Origin of the sequence: Pseudomonas sp. NA-150 (assembly GCF_044336365.1) — a bacterium.
Taxonomy (GTDB): domain Bacteria; phylum Pseudomonadota; class Gammaproteobacteria; order Pseudomonadales; family Pseudomonadaceae; genus Aquipseudomonas.
The window spans coordinates 1,848,656-1,865,054 of record NZ_CP172305.1; the positions used below are offsets into that span (position 1 = coordinate 1,848,656).

At 60.4% G+C, this 16,399-nt stretch carries 15 protein-coding genes; 6 read left to right on the forward strand and 9 right to left on the reverse strand.

From position 1 onward, the window contains the following. Window positions 1–8 precede the first annotated feature (8 nt). The 3 genes from ACF0H7_RS08825 to ACF0H7_RS08835 all read right to left on the reverse strand — a co-directional run bounded on the left by ACF0H7_RS08825 (window position 9) and on the right by ACF0H7_RS08835 (window position 2,851). Window positions 9–863, reverse strand: a complete 855-nt coding sequence (locus ACF0H7_RS08825) for an oxidoreductase (protein WP_397452382.1) — start codon at window positions 861–863, stop codon at window positions 9–11. Window positions 864–935: 72 nt separating this feature from the next. Next, window positions 936–1,508: a TetR/AcrR family transcriptional regulator gene (locus ACF0H7_RS08830; protein ID WP_397452383.1), complete on the reverse strand. Its 573-nt coding sequence runs from the start codon at window positions 1,506–1,508 to the stop codon at window positions 936–938. Between the two features lie 107 nt (window positions 1,509–1,615). Further along, on the reverse strand, window positions 1,616–2,851 hold the full coding sequence (locus tag ACF0H7_RS08835) for an NADH:flavin oxidoreductase/NADH oxidase family protein (RefSeq protein ID WP_397452384.1): 1,236 nt from the start codon (window positions 2,849–2,851) through the stop codon (window positions 1,616–1,618). 51 nt (window positions 2,852–2,902) lie between these two features. Here ACF0H7_RS08835 and ACF0H7_RS08840 point away from each other — a divergent pair, with 51 nt between their 5' ends. Together ACF0H7_RS08840 and ACF0H7_RS08845 are read left to right on the forward strand one after the other, a co-directional pair. After that, a complete protein-coding gene (locus ACF0H7_RS08840; RefSeq protein ID WP_397452385.1) occupies window positions 2,903–3,370 on the forward strand; it encodes a MerR family transcriptional regulator in 468 nt (155 codons plus the stop codon). Window positions 3,371–3,437: 67 nt separating this feature from the next. Further along, window positions 3,438–3,962: a hypothetical protein gene (locus ACF0H7_RS08845; RefSeq protein WP_397452386.1), complete on the forward strand. Its 525-nt coding sequence runs from the start codon at window positions 3,438–3,440 to the stop codon at window positions 3,960–3,962. 122 nt (window positions 3,963–4,084) lie between these two features. On the opposite strand, the gene ACF0H7_RS08850 is transcribed toward ACF0H7_RS08845, so the two are convergent. The 5 genes from ACF0H7_RS08850 to ACF0H7_RS08870 form a co-directional block, all read right to left on the reverse strand. After that, window positions 4,085–5,164, reverse strand: a complete 1,080-nt coding sequence (locus ACF0H7_RS08850; protein ID WP_397452387.1) for a nucleoside hydrolase — start codon at window positions 5,162–5,164, stop codon at window positions 4,085–4,087. Window positions 5,165–5,251: 87 nt separating this feature from the next. Next, window positions 5,252–6,562, reverse strand: coding sequence for an MFS transporter (locus tag ACF0H7_RS08855; protein WP_397452388.1), 1,311 nt, complete (start codon window positions 6,560–6,562; stop codon window positions 5,252–5,254). Window positions 6,563–6,794: 232 nt separating this feature from the next. Next, the gene (locus ACF0H7_RS08860; RefSeq protein WP_397452389.1) at window positions 6,795–7,433 is read right to left on the reverse strand and encodes an N-carbamoylsarcosine amidohydrolase; all 639 of its coding nucleotides are present in this window, start codon (window positions 7,431–7,433) and stop codon (window positions 6,795–6,797) included. Window positions 7,434–7,447: 14 nt separating this feature from the next. Continuing rightward, window positions 7,448–8,266: an alpha/beta fold hydrolase gene (locus tag ACF0H7_RS08865; protein ID WP_397452390.1), complete on the reverse strand. Its 819-nt coding sequence runs from the start codon at window positions 8,264–8,266 to the stop codon at window positions 7,448–7,450. Continuing rightward, on the reverse strand, window positions 8,263–9,411 hold the full coding sequence (locus ACF0H7_RS08870) for an FAD-dependent monooxygenase (RefSeq protein WP_397452391.1): 1,149 nt from the start codon (window positions 9,409–9,411) through the stop codon (window positions 8,263–8,265). The genes ACF0H7_RS08865 and ACF0H7_RS08870 overlap by 4 nt, the downstream gene beginning before the upstream one ends. Before the next feature lie 342 nt (window positions 9,412–9,753). Here ACF0H7_RS08870 and ACF0H7_RS08875 point away from each other — a divergent pair, with 342 nt between their 5' ends. From ACF0H7_RS08875 to ACF0H7_RS08890, 4 genes are all read left to right on the forward strand, one after another. Next, window positions 9,754–10,806 carry a 2,5-dihydroxypyridine 5,6-dioxygenase gene (locus ACF0H7_RS08875; protein ID WP_397452392.1) on the forward strand — a complete coding sequence of 351 codons (1,053 nt, stop codon included), beginning with the start codon at window positions 9,754–9,756 and terminating at the stop codon, window positions 10,804–10,806. Window positions 10,807–10,930: 124 nt separating this feature from the next. Further along, complete coding sequence (locus tag ACF0H7_RS08880) at window positions 10,931–11,407, forward strand: MarR family winged helix-turn-helix transcriptional regulator (RefSeq protein WP_397452393.1); 477 nt, start codon at window positions 10,931–10,933, stop codon at window positions 11,405–11,407. Window positions 11,408–11,681: 274 nt separating this feature from the next. Beyond that, entirely contained in the window at window positions 11,682–12,170 is a 489-nt protein-coding gene (locus ACF0H7_RS08885; RefSeq protein WP_397452394.1) for a (2Fe-2S)-binding protein, read from the forward strand. 14 nt (window positions 12,171–12,184) lie between these two features. Further along, window positions 12,185–15,754: a molybdopterin cofactor-binding domain-containing protein gene (locus ACF0H7_RS08890; RefSeq protein WP_397452395.1), complete on the forward strand. Its 3,570-nt coding sequence runs from the start codon at window positions 12,185–12,187 to the stop codon at window positions 15,752–15,754. Here ACF0H7_RS08890 and ACF0H7_RS08895 read toward each other — a convergent pair whose 3' ends face one another. After that, window positions 15,755–16,399 (reverse strand): TetR/AcrR family transcriptional regulator, encoded by a 645-nt coding sequence (locus tag ACF0H7_RS08895; RefSeq protein WP_397452396.1) that lies wholly within the window; start codon window positions 16,397–16,399, stop codon window positions 15,755–15,757.

Here is a 16,399-nt window from a genome sequence, read left to right on the forward strand (position 1 = left end):
GTGGTTCCTCAGACTTTCGGCAGGATCGGCGTGGCGAAAAAGTCGCTCGACACACTGACCGATTTCCATTGTGCATCGGATGCCGCGCGGGCCGATTCTGACAAACCAGCATAGTGCACGGCGTCGCTGCCGATCAGTAGGCGCTGCGGCGGTTCGGCGTGCTCAGCCACTTGCAATACGATTTGCGCCACTTTGTCCGGATCGCTGTTTTCATTGCCGGCATATTGCTTGAGCAGTTCCTGCCACTTGCCGATGGTTTCCTGATACTCAGGCATGACCGACACCTCGCTGCTCGCCGCACGTATTACCCAGTTTGTCCGCATGCCACCCGGTTCAAGCGTAGTGACGTGAATCCCCAACGGCATCAGTTCCAGCGCCAGCACGTCAGAGAATCCGCCGACCGCCCATTTCGCTGACTGGTAAGCGCTCATGCCCGCCGTTGCCGTGCGCCCACCGACCGACGAGACCTGGATGATGTGCCCCGAACGCTGTTCGCGCATCAACGGAACCACGGCACGGCTGAGATTGACCACACCGAAGAAGTTGGTATCGAACTCCTCGCGGAAGGCGGCCTCTTCGGTCTGCTCGAAAGGCACCAACTGACCATAGCCCGCGTTGTTGACCAGAACATCCAGACGCCCGAAAGCGTCGACCGCCACTTGCACGGCATTGCGCGCAGCGACGGGGTCGGTGACGTCCAGTTCGACGGTGCGAATCTGCTCGCCGTAGCGCTGAACCAGGTCGTCCAGGCGTTGCGCATTACGCGCCGTGGCGACCAGGCGATGGCCTGCGGCGAGTACAGCTTCGGCAAGGTTGCGGCCGAGACCGGCGGCACTGCCGGTGATTAACCAGACGTTGGACATGGTGTGTCTCCTGTTGCTGTGGGTTGATCGTGGTATATGAGTGCGTAATCACTCATTTATAAATCAAAGCGTTTAGCTTGCGGCAATGGCATTCCAGTACGCCTCGAAACCGGCGTCGCGATAACGTTGGGCCTGCTCCGGTTCATTGCTCATGAAGTCCATAGTGGTCTCGGCCAGGCTGCGCATGATCGCCGCGACGAAGGCCGGCGGTTGCTCGCGGAAGGTGCCGGAGTCGATGCCGTGTTGCAGGGTCAGGCTGATGTCGGCCATGGTGTGCGCGCTGATCGCCTGTGTCTGAGTGGTGATGCGGTCCGACATACTGAGCAGGGCGGTGACCTTGCGCTTTTCCGGAAACGCCACGCCCCAGTCGACGTAGGTGTGCCACAGATGACGCATCCGGCTCTTGACGCTCTCGCCACGGGGGAGACCGGGCAGCATGACTTCACTCAGCTCGGTCTTGATTTCCAGGTACAACTGGTTGAGCAGTTCATCCTTGGTGCTGAAGTAATTGAACAGCGTGCCTTCCGCCACCCCCGCGCCCTTGGCGATCTTCGCGGTCGCCGCGCCCAGGCCCTGTTCGGCAAAAATCTGCAGAGCGGAATCAAGGATGGCGTTGCGTTTGTCTTCGCTCTTCGGGCGGGCCATGGTTAATCAGGGAAACCGTTTAATGGGTGAGTAGGCACTCAGTTATACGCGGGTGCCTTCTGACTTTGCAAACGGGATTTTTCATACGCGATAAATGGTGGTTTCCGTCAACGCGCGTTTTGCTGGTTCATCGCGTTGCGGTATTGCCGGGTGCGGCGGCCGATGAACAGCCGATCAATCAGCAACGCGCGCAGGGCTGAAACACCAGGTTTTGGCTGGCGTCCCTGGCTCAGGCGTCGCAGCTGGAACTTGACCACGGCCATGTTCGCCAGCGAGGCCAGGGCTTTGCTTTTCCAGTTGATCGGCGCCAATTGCGGATGACTGGCTTGCCCGGCGCGCCATAGGCGGGGCAGGGCCGGTTCTATGGCCAGCGCCGTGCCGATGCCGACCATGGCGACGCCGCTGTCGAGCACCTGCTCGGCCACCGACAACTGACGAATGCCGCCCGTGACCATGATCGGCATGCTCGCGACTTTGGCGATCTCTTGGGCAATCTCCAGAAAGTAGGCCTCGCGCGCCAGGGTGCGGCCGTCTCGCGCTTCGCCTTGCATGGCCGGCGCTTCGTAACTGCCGCCCGACAACTCCACCAGATCCACCGGCAACCCGTTGAGCATCTGCACCACCTTCAGCGCATCCTCGGCATCAAAGCCACCGCGCTGGAAGTCCGCCGAGTTGAGCTTCACCGAGACACAGAACTGTGGCGACACCCGAGCACGAACCGCTTTCACCACCTCCAGCAACAACCGCGCGCGATTGTCCAGCGAGCCACCCCAGCGGTCGATGCGCTGGTTGGTCAGCGGCGAGAGGAACTGGCTGATCAGGTAACCGTGGGCAGCATGGATCTGCACCCCGCTGAAGCCCGCCTGTTCCGCCAGCCAGGCGCTGTGGGCGAAGGCGCGAATGACTTCTTCGATATCGCTTTCCGACATCGGGCGCGGCAGGGCGAACAGTTTGGAGAAGCCGCCCATCTCCAGCGCAACCGCCGAAGGTGCCACCGAGCCCTGACCGAGGTTGGCCATGGTCTGGCGCCCCGGATGGTTGATCTGCATCCAGAACTGCGCACCTTTCGAGCGACCGATGCGCGCCCATTGACGGAAGGTCTCCAGCGGCAAATCATGGTCCAGCACCACGCCACCGGGGCCGGTCATTGCCCGGCGGTTGATCATCACATTGCCGGTCAGCAACAGCCCGGCTTCGCCGTCGGCCCAGGCCTGGTACAGGCGTAGCAAGGGCGACGAAGGGTTCTGCTGGAGATCAGCCATGTTCTCTTCCATGGCCGCCTTGGCAATGCGATTGGGAAGGGTGACCCCGTTGGGTAACAGCAGCGGTTGGAAGGGCGACATGATTGACTCCTCAAGTTGAATAATGGGAGCCTAAGGTTAAAGTTAACTTTAATGTCAAGCGGCTTTGTCGAAAGCCAGCGGGTGTTTATGAAAGCGCAAACCCTCTCCATCGGCGAATTGGCCAAACGTAGTGGTCTGGCGACCTCGAACATTCGATTTTACGAAGCGCGTGGGTTGATTCGCGATGTGAAGCGTCAGGCCAACGGCTATCGCAGCTATCCACTGCAGGCGGTGCGCATTCTGGAGTTGATCAAATGCGCGCAACAGGCGGGTTTCACGCTTGAAGAGCTGTCCCTGCTATTGCCGGGGGACGAGTTCAACGCCTCCCGACACGCAGAGCTGATCGCCAGCCTTGAGCTCAAGGTCCAGCAGATTGAGGACATGCAGATCAAGCTAGAGCACAACAAAACCAAACTGTTGGCGGTGATCGAGCGTGTCAAAGCCCGGCCCGAAGGCATGACCTGCGAGACCCAGGCCGATCAGGTACTGGATTATTTGCGCGAAGATACACAGTTGTAACAGCCTCTATCCGCTGGCGGCCATTTGCCATAAGATCGGCCGACTTCAACGGGAGGAGCGTGCGCTTGTGATCGGTTTCCTGGACAAGATGAAAGGCAAAGTCACTGAAACATCCGCCGGTGTGCGCAATTTGTACCTGAGCACATTGACCCCACGCTCAGCCGAGTTCATCGACGAGAAATTCAGCCACGAGGGACGCTCGCTGAGTTTCACCTGTTTTACTGGCGAGGTATTGGCGTCGGACCAGGGCTACCGCATCCGCCGCGCCGACGGTGTGGAAAAACCGGTGCGTTTGTTGGACAGCAACCTGCCGATCTGTGAAGGCCAGGTGGTGTCGTTGATGTGTTGCAGCGCCGATGACAATCCCAACAGCGCACTGGTGGCGCTGATCAATCACACCGCCAGTTCGACCATCAAGGTATTGGGCGCCGGGCAGATCAACAAACGCTTCAGCCTGATCGGCCAGGACCCCCAACAGGGCAACGCCCGAGACACCCGGGAAAAAGCCGCGCGCCTGCTCAACGAGCTGGAGATTCGCCTGAGTCAACTGGGCGAGTGGGCCAGTCGATTCGAGGCGCCGGGTAAGCATTGATCGCAATCCCCTGTAGGAACTGCCGAAGGCTGCGATCGACGGGGAAGCCGTCGTAAATTGAGCAACGCGAAGGTTCTTCGAACCGTATCGCAGCCTTTGGCAGCGCCTACAGGAATGGGTCATTACGGCGCTTTAACTGGCGCCGGCAAGGTCACCAGCGAAACGTACTGATCCCAGAACGCCTTCTGATCGATGCCGAACACCACCTTGGCTTTCTGCGTGCCCACCGGGGCGCCTTTCTTGTAGCCCAGGGCGCGGCCGTAGTCCGGGCCGTAATGTGCATCGACGTCGATCCACATGTCCCGCGCATCGGTAACCATCTCCGGGTGCACCAGGTACAGGGCTGGCAAGCTGTCCCACGTAAAGCTGTGGTAGGTCGGGTCCTTGGCGAAGGTCGGACCAAACACCTGCTTGTACAGGTCAGGAATCACCCCGGTCTTGGCCACGATGCGTGTGTAGACGGCGCTGTCGAAAATCACCTTTTCACACACGTCGTTGGGGAAGATCACGTGTTCAATCGGTTGGCGCAGCACGATCTTCGCCGCCTCCGGATCGAACCACCAGTTGAATTCGGCCGCCGGCGTGGTGTTGCCCGGAATCTCCACCGCGCCGCCCATGTACACGATGCGTTTGATCAACGGCACGATTTCCGGCGCGGTGCGGATCGCCAGCGCGAGGTTGGTCAGCGGGCCGACGGCCAGCAAGGTCACCTCATGCGGGTTTTTCTTCACGCTGTCGATGATGAACTGCGCGGCCGACTCCGGACGCAATTGGGTGTGGGTCGCCATACCATCGGGCGGCGCCACCAATTGACTGGCCGACGTGGGTCGCGGGTTTTTGAATGCACCTGGCCAGCCGGAGCCGAACAGACCTTTCTCTTGCTCATAGGTGGCGAAGTCGTGCAGCAGCGGATAGGCCGCGCCGGAGTAAACGCCGACCTGTTTCTCCAGGCCCATGCGTTCGACGGCCTTGAGTGCATCGACTTGCTCCTGATCGACCCAGGCGTTGCCGCTGACCAGGGTCATGCCCAGCAACTCGATGCGCTTCTGCGCGTGCAGTTGGGCGAGCATGATGAAGGCCTGGCCGTCATCGTTGAGCACGTTGAAGTCGGTGTCGAAGATGACCTTTTCCGCAGCCTGCAGTGAGCTGGCCGACAGCCCCACGGCGAGGGCCAGCGCACAGCTTTTGAGAAACCCTTGCATGTCTTTTTTTCCTTTTTCTGGCATGACTTCAGAGGGGAGTGGCGCGCCTGACATTCCGTCGGCGACGTGCCACTCAAACACAGGCGGTTAGCGATTGACCAGCTTGGCCGGCAACGCTATCACCAACAGGCTGCTGAGGATCAGACAACCGGCGAAGAACCACAGCGCGCTGGCGCTGCTGCCGGTGATGTCGATGGCGATGCCCATCACCGAGTTGCTGACCAGCCCGGCAATGTTCGCCAGCGAGCAGGCCAGGGCGAAGCCGGTGGCCGCTGCTCTGCCTGTAAGAAAGGTCGCTGGCAGGCTGAAGAACACCGGCACCGCGCCGATGATCGCCGCCGACGCAACGGCGAACAGCGCCACGGTCGCCACCACGTTGTGGGTGAAGAAGGTGCTGGTGGCCATGGCTGCGGAACCGATCAGGAACGGCACGATGATGTGCCAGCGGCGTTCACGATGGCGGTCCGAACTGGCGCCAATCAACAACATGCCAAGCAAAGCGGCAACGCTGGGCAGTGCGGTCAGCACGCCGATGTGGAAGGTGTCGACCACTCCGGCATTGCGGATTAAGGTTGGCATCCAGAAGCCCATGGCGTAGGCGCTGAGCAGAATCGAGAAATCGATACCGCCGAGCATCCACACTTTCAGGTTGAAAAAGCCATCACGGAAGCTGTGCTTGCTGTCTTTGCTGCCACTCTCGTCCTGGCGCAGCTCGCTTTCCAGCAGGCTCTTTTCCTTGTCATCGAGCCACTTGGCTTCGGTGTGGTTATTGGGCAAGGCCCAGAAGGTCCAGATGCCCAACAGCACGCTAGGCACGCCTTCGATCAGGAACAGCCACTGCCAGCCGCGCAGCCCGGCGGTTTGGTCGAAATGGCCCATGATCCAGCCGGACAGCGGGCCGCCGATCACGCTGGACAGCGGCAAGCCGATCATGAACAAGGCGATGATGCGCCCGCGTCGATGGGTGGGGAACCAGGTGGTAAGGTAGAACAGCACGCCCGGCAGGAAACCCGCTTCAGCCGCACCCAACAGGAACCGCAGAATGTAGAACTGGGTGGAGGAGGTGACCAGCAGGGTGCAGGCCGAAAGCAAGCCCCAGGTGATCATGATCCGCGCGATCCAGATCTTCGCCCCGACTTTTTCCAGCACCAGGTTACTCGGCACTTCGAACAGGATATAACCAACGAAAAACAGCCCGGCGCCCAGGCCGAAAGCGGTTTCGCTCAGGTGCAACTGGTCGAGCATTTGCAGCTTGGCGAAACCAATATTGATCCGGTCCAGGTACGCGGCCAGATAGCAGAAACACAGGAACGGAATCAGCTTCCAGGTGATCTTGTGGTACAGCGCTTGAATCGGGTCCGCGATCGTCGTCGCAGTGGGTGCATTCGCAGTGGACATGGGTGTCTCCTGGCGGTGACTTGTGGTTGTTATTTAGCCGCGTTTTCAGTGCTTTGGCAGCACCGTACGGCGGCTTCCAAAGGCAGTGTCAGAAGTACGTGCGTGTGGCGCGGTCTGTGCCGGCTCACGATGAAACTCGATCCACTGTAGGAGCGGGCTTGCCCGCGATGGCGGCGTGTCTGACACACCGCGTTGAATTCATCGCGGGCAAGCCCGCTCCTACAGGTTGTTGTCAGGCTTTTTCGAACTGCGCCATCGCTTCCTGTTTGCTCACCACGTCACCATATTTGCTGTCGATGTCGAACAGGTTGGCTTCGTGGGGAGCGGGGTGACGGTCGCCGACGCATTCTCGGACGACGATGGTTCTAAATCCGTGTTGCACAGCATCTACTGCCGTGGCCCGAATGCAGCCACTGGTGGAACAACCCGCCAACACCACGGTGTCGATGCCCTGTGCGTGCAGCATCGACGCCAGGCTGGTGCCGAAGAATGAGCTGGCGTATTGCTTGCTGATCACCACTTCATCGGCCGTGGGCAGTACTTCTTCACAGAACGCCGCCAGCGGGTTGCCTTCGACCATGTCCTTCATCACCGGCGCTTTCACCACCCACATGCCACCGTCGGCGAAGTGCCCGGGGTGGTAACGGATGTTGGTGTGCACCACGGTAATTTTGTGCTGCCGCGCGCAGGCCAACAGTTCGACGCTTTCGGCCACGGCACTGACCACGCCAGGCGCAAACAGCGGCGCACCTTCGTGGGTATAACCCTGCATGAAATCAATCATCAGCAACGCCGGTTTTTTACCGAAGCCGATACGCTGACCCCAGACGCCCTGATAGTTGGCGTCGGCGCTTTGCTCTTGCTGGCTCATGAACGTCCCCTTGCTTAGCGAATGGACTCACCGAGGAAATCACCGAACGCGGTGAAGAATCCTTCGAGGTCGTCCCACGGAATCATGTGCCCGGCGTTTTCGACGTGGGCGATGAGCATTTCGGGTTGCAATTGCAGCATCTCGGCTTCGTCTTCGGCCTGAATCACCCCGCCCCGACCGGCGACGATCAACAGCGTCGGCACCGTCAGCCACGGTAGATTCTGGTGGAAGTCGACGTCATGGAAGTCATTGAAGGCGCGCACAATGGCTGGTTCGTAGCAAGTGTGCAGCCACTCGGCCCTGACCTGCAGTTGGTCTTTGGTCCAAGTCGGACAGAAGGTACGCATGGCCTCGGCGTCCATCCCAAGCAGTGACTGACGGATCGAGTCCACGTACCACGGCAGCTTGCTCGGGTATTCACGACGACCGGGGCCGGACACCGGAGGGTCGATCAACACCAGACGCTTCAGGCCTTGCGGATGCAGCACCGCGCTGCGCGTGGCAAAGCGTGCGCCCATGGAATGGCCCAGCAGATGGTAGGCGTCGATCCCCAGCGCCTTGGCGAAGGCGGCGATGTCCTCGGCGCAGGCGTCGGAGCCGTAATCCAGCTCCGCACCGGTTGACGACAGACCACGCCCGCGCGCATCCAGCACATAGGTGTCGAAATGCGCACCCAGCCGTTCGGCGACAAATCCCCAGGTGATCGCCGGGCTGGTGATGCCGGGAATCAGCAGCAGTGCCGGTTTGTCGGCGAAGCGCTCGCCGCCATAGCGCAGGTAATGCTGACGAATGCCATTGGCCTGGACGTTGCCGCCTTGAATGAAGGTGCTCACGCCGCCACCCCGGATTTCAGCTGTTGACCGTACAGGTCATAGCCGTAGACCCAGGCCGGGTCTTCTTGAGTGCGCAACCAGGTGTTGGCGTTGGACACCGCCTGCACCCGAGAGGCGCGTTCCTTGCGGTTGGCTTCGTAGAGTTCAAACGCGGTGCGGTAATCGCTGAGGCCGGTTTCCTCGAGGCAGCGGGTCAACATCGCCGCATCTTCGATGGCCATGCCGGCGCCTTGGGCCATGTGTGGTTTCATCGGATGGCAGGCATCGCCCAGCAGCACCAGACGACCACGGCTCCACAATGGCAGCGGATTGCGGTTGAGCAGTGGCCATTTGGTCACGGACTCGGTGGACTCGATCAGCGCCTGAACCGTCGGGTGGTAGCCCTGGAACGCGTCGTACATTTCCTCGCGGCTGCTGTCGACGAAGTTACCGTTGAAATCCCAGGCCGGGTGCGGCACGCCGGTGACGTAGTAGTACTCATCGCGCTGGCCGGTGGTGTGATAGACCATCATGTGGCGGTCTTCGGTCCACCATTTCACGCAGTTTTCAAAGTCCAGCTTGTACTTGGTCAGCACCTCGCTGCGGATCAACGCACGGTGGGCGACCCAGCCGCTGTACAGCGGCTTTTCGTGACCCAGCAGCTCTTCGCGGATTTTCGAGTTAATGCCGTCGGCCCCAATGACGATATCGGCCTCGGCCGTGGTGCCGTCACTGAAACTCAAGCGCACGCCGTCGCCCGTCTCCTCGAGGGTTGTCAGGCACTTGCTGAAGTGCACGGTGCCGGGGGCGATGGTCGACATTTGCAGCGCGTGCAGGTCACCGCGGTGCACAGTGATGTAGGCCGCGCCGTATTCCTTTCGCGCAAACGCCCCCAGCGGTATCCGGGACAAATAGTCGCCGCTGGCGCCGTCACGGCTGAACCAGAAGTCGGGGTGTGAACCCATGTCGCTCAAGGTCTGTTCGATCCCCATGCGGCGGAAGATTTTCATGATGTTCGGGCCCATGTGGATGCCCGCGCCGATCCGCGAAAACTCCGAGGCCTGCTCATAGATATCGACCGTGAACCCGGCTTGCTGCAACAGCGTGGCAGCAGCGGCCCCACCTAGACCTGCGCCGACGATTGCGATTTTTTGTGTGCTTCGCATGGGGAGTTTCCTTCGATCTTGATAGTAGTTCGGTGTGTGGTCGGCGAGATCATGGAACAACGCTCGCAACGTTTTTAAAGTGTATACGCTCTTTTTTTGAAATGTGAATAGTTCGATTGAAAAAATAAAAAACAACGATAAAAGGTCAATGTAACCTTGAGTAACCCTATTTTATTGAGGTTGTGGTGCTGGGTAACGAAATGGCGTGGCTATTGCAGAGCGCATTGATTTGATGTCTTATCAGTTTTAAATGGCGTGTACGTTGTAAAAATGCACTCATGTGAAGCGCGACGCCTTGTTTCGGTGCGTCGGGGAAACAGCTCAGTTACGAGGAGAGATGAAATGCCGGTAAGCGATTGCGAACTGACCCAGATGTTCGAACAAGTGTTGAAGTTGTCGAAAGTCGACCCGACGCAGAGCGTTGCGGTATTGAAAAGTCATTACTCCGACCCCCGCACCGTGCGCGCGGCGATGGACGCAGCGCAGCGTCTGGGGGCCAAGGTTTACGCCGTGGAATTACCATCGTTCAACCATCCGAAAGCCATGGGCAACGACATGACCGCCTACTGCGGCGACACGGCCTTGACCGGCAACATCGCAGCGCAACGGGCGCTGGAAGCGGCGGACCTGATTGTCGACACCATGATGCTGCTGCACTCGCCCGAGCAGGAGCAGATACTCAAGACCGGCACGCGCATTCTGCTGGCGGTCGAGCCACCGGAAGTGCTGGCGCGAATGCTGCCGACCCTGGCCGACAAAGAGCGGGTGATGGCGGCCGACGCGGTGCTGAAAAAGGCGCGTTCGATCCAGGTACGGTCCAAGGCCGGCAGCGATTTCCGCGCGCAGTTGGGGCAATATCCGTCAGTCACCGAGTACGGTTTTGCTGATGAGCCTGGGCGTTGGGACCATTGGCCTAGCGGTTTTCTGTTCTCCTGGCCGAACGAAGAAACCGCCGAAGGTGTGCTGGTAATTGATGTCGGTGACATCGTGTTGCCGTTCAAAAACTACTCACGGGAACAGATCACCCTAGAGATCAACAAGGGGTTCATCACTTCGATTCATGGTGGTTTCGAGGCCGAATACCTGCGTGATTACATGAAGTATTTCAACGATCCGGAGGTGTACGGCATCTCGCATATCGGCTGGGGTTTGCAGCCGCGCGCGCAGTGGACCGCCATGGGCCTGCACGATAAAAACGACGGCATGTGCATGGACGCCAGGGCGTTCTATGGCAACTTCCTGTTTTCCACCGGGCCGAATACCGAAGTCGGCGGTACGCGAAAAACGCCGTGTCATCTGGACATTCCGCTGCGCCGTTGCGATATCTATCTGGACGACAAGGCGGTGGTGTTGGGCGGGGAAGTGGTGGCGCCCGAGGGTTCTATCGCGCATTGATGGGTGACCAATTTTTTGTAGGAGCTGCCGAAGGCTGCGATCTGCTTGACGCGGTGTGTCAGACTCGCTGCCATCGCAGCCTGCGGCAGCTCCTACAGGTGATGCGCGATCACAGATTTTGTTAATGTACCCGACACTTCAATCCCGCCAGACAGAGCCTGCCGTGCCCGATACAACATCTGATTCTTATGCCTTTTCCGAACAGGTTGGCCATTTGCTGCGCAAGGCTTACCAGCGGCATATGGCGATCTTTCAACAGAACGTCGGCGATTCGCAGCTGACGGCGGTGCAATTCGTTACGTTATGCGCCGTGCGTGACAACGGTCCGAGTTCGTTGACTGAGTTGGTAAAAGTCACCGCCGTGGACCAGGCGACCATTCGCGGCATCGTCGAACGGCTCAAGGCGCGTGATTTGATTACGCTTGAGCCGGACCCGGAAGATCGGCGCAAGGTGATTGTTGGCTTGTCCGACAGTGGACGGCAGTTGGTGCTGGACACCGTGCCGCATGCGGCGCAGATCAGTGAGTTGACGATGAGTAATCTGAACCCGGCGGAGCGGGTGGCTATTTTGTATTTGCTGCGCAAGATGATTGAGGATTGATTGGAGGGCGCTGACACTTGTAGGGGCGGGCTTGCCCGCGATGGCGGTGTGTCAGGTGTACTGCTTGATGACTGCTCGCCAACAAGTCGGCTCCTACAAAAAATCTGCGCCTGACGCAAACCTCTGGTCCGGCACGCCCTGTCTAGACCCAACTCTCAACAAGATCTCCACCACTTTTCCCCCTTGGCACGCTTCCTGCTCTCATTTCATGTAGCAATCACTTCATCAAATAGCACCCCCTGAATCGGTCGTGCGGTAACACTTGGAGCCCTGCATGAGTGAGCAAGTCGCACTGCGTGAGACCACTGTGGCCCTGCGCGTCAATGGCCAGACCACCTCGGTCACGGCGATGGCCGACACGCCGTTATTGCTGGTGCTGCGTAATGACCTACAGCTCAACGGCCCGAAATACGGCTGCGGGTTGGGTGAGTGCGGGGCGTGTACGGTGATCGTCGATGGCGTCGCCGCGCGTTCTTGCGTGTTCCCGTTGTCCGGCGCCGCAGGTCGGGAGATCACCACCCTGGAAGGCATCGGCACGCGCGAGTGCCCACACCCGGTGCAGCAGGCGTTCATCGATGAGCAGGCGGCGCAATGCGGTTACTGCATGAACGGCATGATCATGACCGCTAAAGCCTTGCTTGATCGCAACCCCCATCCCAGTGAAACGCAGATTCGCAACGAGCTGTCGGCCAATCTCTGCCGTTGCGGCACCCATATCGAAATCCTTCGCGCGGTGTTGCGTGCCGCCCGTCCATTGCCTTGAACGGACCGATGACCATGACTCAAGCCACGCCTACCCGTGATCAACTGCTGGCCAAGACCGGTGTATTGCTGATTGTCGATCAGATTCAGCCGCCGTCCGGTCCGGTGGCCAAGGGCGGGACGCCGGTGGTCAAACCCAAGGAACTGGGGTTGTTCATTGCGGTGAATGATGACGGCAAGGTCTATGCCTTCAACGGCCATGTCGACCTCGGTACCGGTATCCGCACCTCGCTGGCGCAGATCGTCGCCGAGGAACTGGACCTGAACATGGAGCAGGTGTGCATGGTGCTGGGCAGCACCGACAGTGCGCCAAATCAGGGCGCAACTATCGCCAGTGCGACGATCCAGATTTCCGCCATTCCGTTGCGCAATGCTGCCGCCGAAGCCCGGCGTTTTCTGCTGGCCCGTGCGGCGCAGCGGTTTCAGGTGACGGTGGAAAGCCTGCATATAGACAGTGGCGTGATTAAAGGCGAAGACGGCCGGCAACTGAGTTTCGCCGAGTTGGTGGGGGGCGAGCATGACCAGCTGACGATTTCCGGCGATGCGCCGCTCAAGCGTCTGGAAGACTACCGCTTGGTCGGCAAGGGCGCGGCGCGGGTGGATATTCCGGGCAAGGCCACTGGCGAGTTGACCTATGTCCACGACATGCGTCTGCCGGACATGCTCCACGGCCGAGTGATTCGCCCGCCGTATGCCGGGCTCGACAGTGGTGATTTCGTTGGCAACAGCCTGCTGGAGGTGGACGAGTCGTCCATCGCCCACATTCCGGGCATCGTCCGGGTGGTGGTGATTCGCGATTTTGTCGGCGTGGTGGCCATGCGTGAAGAGCAAGCCGCCAAGGCCGCGCAGGCGTTGAAAGTCACCTGGAAAGCCTGGAACCACAAGCTGCCGGACATGAGCGACATCGAGCAGGCGATCCGCGATAACCCCAGCGTGCAGCGGGTGGTGTTGGATCAGGGCAATGTCGACGAAGCGCTGGGTAATGCCAGTCAGCGCATGAGCCGTACCTATTTATGGCCGTATCAGATTCACGGCTCGATCGGCCCGTCTTGCGGTCTGGCGGATTATCACGACGAGGGCGTTCGCGTCTGGTCCGGCACGCAAAACCCGCACCTGTTGCGCGCTGATTTGGCGTGGCTGCTGGAGTATCCCGAAGAGCAGATCGAGATCATTCGCATGGAGGCGGCGGGGTGCTACGGGCGTAATTGCGCCGACGATGTGTGCGCGGATGCCGTGCTGTTGTCCCGTGCGGTGGGCCTGCCGGTGCGGGTGCAGCTGACCCGCGAACAGGAGCACGCCTGGGAGCCCAAGGGCACCGCGCAATTGATGGAAATCGATGGCGGGATCAATACCGACGGCAGTGTTGCCGGTTATGACTTCCAGACCAGCTACCCGTCCAACGGCGCACCGACCCTGGCGTTGTTGCTGACCGGGCGGGTCGAGCCGGTGGCGGCGATGTTCGAGATGGGCGATCGCACGTCGATCCCGCCTTACGATTTCGAGCACATGCGGGTCACCATCAACGACATGGCGCCGATTGTTCGCGCGTCGTGGATGCGCGGGGTGTCGGCGTTGCCCAATACCTTCGCCCATGAATCGTACATCGACGAACTGGCGTTTGCCGCCGGCGTCGATCCCATCGAATACCGCCTGCGTTACCTGCATGACGAGCGCGCCTCGGAGCTGGTCAAAGCCACCGCCGCCCGCGCTGAGTGGACCCCGCGCACGCAACCGATGCAAATCCCGGAAGAGCACAACATCCTCCGGGGTCGCGGCTTTGCTTACGCGCGCTATATCCACAGCAAATTTCCCGGCTTCGGCGCGGCATGGGCGGCGTGGGTCGCCGATGTGGCGGTGGACAAACTGAGTGGCGAGGTCTCGGTGACACGGGTGGTGATCGGTCACGACGCGGGGATGATGGTCAACCCGGCCGGGGTGCAGCACCAGATTCACGGCAACGTGATCCAGTCCACCAGCCGGGTGCTCAAGGAACGGGTGACGTTTGAAGAGTCGACGGTGTCAAGCAAGGAGTGGGGCGGTTATCCGATTCTGACCTTCCCTCAGGTGCCGGAGATCGACGTGTTAATGATGCCCCGGCAAAACGAGCCGCCGATGGGCGCCGGGGAGTCGGCAGCGGTGCCTAGCGCGGCAGCAATTGCCAACGCGATCTATGACGCTACCGGGATTCGTTTTCGCGAGCTGCCGATCACCGCCGAACGGGTGCTCGCTGCGCTGAAAGGCTCGGCCGACAGCGCCAATAGTGCGCCGCCGAATTCGCTGAAAAGCAAACGCTCGAAATGGCTGTTCGGTTCGTTGTTCGCCGCGTTCGGTGCAGTGCTCGGGATCGCAGCGACGGCGCTGCCCTGGCGTGCCGAAATCGCGCCGATTGCGCCACCGGCTGCTGGCACCTGGTCGGCCGCCACCCTGGAGCGCGGGCGATTGCTGGCGGCGGCGGGGGATTGCGCGGTGTGTCACACCGCGCCGGGCGGCGTGACCAATGCCGGTGGCTTGGCCATGGACACGCCGTTCGGCACGCTGTACAGCAGCAACATCACCCCAGACCCGAAAACCGGGATCGGCAACTGGTCTTACCCGGCGTTCGAGCGGGCCATGCGTGATGGCATCAGCCGTGACGGCAAGCACCTGTATCCAGCGTTTCCCTACACTGCTTTTCGCAACGTCAACGACGCCGACATGCAGGCGCTGTACGCCTACTTGATGGCACAGGCCCCGGTCAGCCAACCGGCCAAGCCTAACGCCATGCAGTTCCCGTTCAATCTGCGGCCGATGATGGCCGGCTGGAACGCTTTGTTTTTGCGCAAGGGCGAAATCAAGGTCCAGCCCGAACGCAGTGAGCAATGGAATCGCGGCGCCTATCTGGTCAATGGCCTCGGGCACTGCGCGGCCTGTCACTCGCCGCGCAACCTGATGGGCGCGGAGAAGGGCGGGGCTGCGTTCCTGGCGGGCGGCACGGTGGATGGCTGGGATGCGCCGGCACTCAATGGCTTGTCGAAATCGCCGACGCCGTGGACCGAAGACCAACTGTATAACTATCTGAGCAGCGGCTATTCCGACGCCCATGGCGTGGCGGCTGGGCCGATGGGCCCAGTGGTCAGTGAACTGTCGAAATTGCCCAAGGCCGATGTGCGGGCAATGGCCGTGTACCTGGCGTCGCTGGACAGTTCAGCCCAGGCGGCGCCAGTGTCTACGGTCGAAGAAGTGGCGCAGCCGAGTGTCAGCGCGGTCTCCTTGAACAACGGTCGGCGGGTGTTCGAGGGCTCGTGTCAGGGGTGTCACGCCGACGGTCTGGGGCCGAAATTGTTTGGTGTCAGCCCATCGCTGGCCAGCAACACCAACGTGCATGCGGCATTGCCGGACAACCTGCTCAAGGTGATCCTGCAGGGTATCGCGACCCCGGCGACGCCGGATCTGGGTTATATGCCCGGCTTCAAGGACAGCCTCTCAAACACCCAAGTGGCCGAACTGGCGGGGTACCTGCGCAGTCGTTTCGCCTCGGCCGAGCCAGCGTGGCAGGGTCTTGAGCAGAAAGTCGCGCATGTCCGCGCCAATCCGGGCAGCCATTGATCAAGCCGGCTGCACCTGCACGCCGCGCAGCACCAGGTCGCTGATGAACGCCAGCCAGTCCTGACGCTGGCCGTGGTCCGCGAGGTCTTCGCCGAGGAACGAACTGAGGGTGTGCTGGTTGGAGTTATAGAAGTAGCAGAGCGAGGCGATCATCAAGTAAACGTGCTTGATGTCGATGTCGCGGCGGAACAGGCCTTGTTCCTGACCGGCTTCGATGATCGGCCGCAGCACGCCCACCGCTTCCCCCGACAGGCGCCGCAACTCGCTGGACTGCTTGGCGTGTTTACCTTTGTGCAGGTTTTCGACGGTGAGAATGGCGACGAATTCCGGGTGCGTGACGTAGTAGGTCCAAATGAACGCCACCAGCTCGCGCAAGGTTTCCACCGGGGTCGACAGGTTCAGGCGCAGTTCGCTTTCGGCCTGGTTGAATTGTTCGTAGGTGTGTTCCAGCACGCGGATGAACAACTTTTCCTTGCTGCCGAAGTAGTAATAGATCATCCGGTCGTTGGACTCGGCTTCGGTGGAGATCTGCTCGATCCGGCCACCGGAATAACCGTCACGAGTGAATACCCGGACCGCCGCTTCGAGAATTCTTGATTTGGTCTGGTCGGCTTGCTGGGCTCTGATGCCTGTCTTCTTATTCAC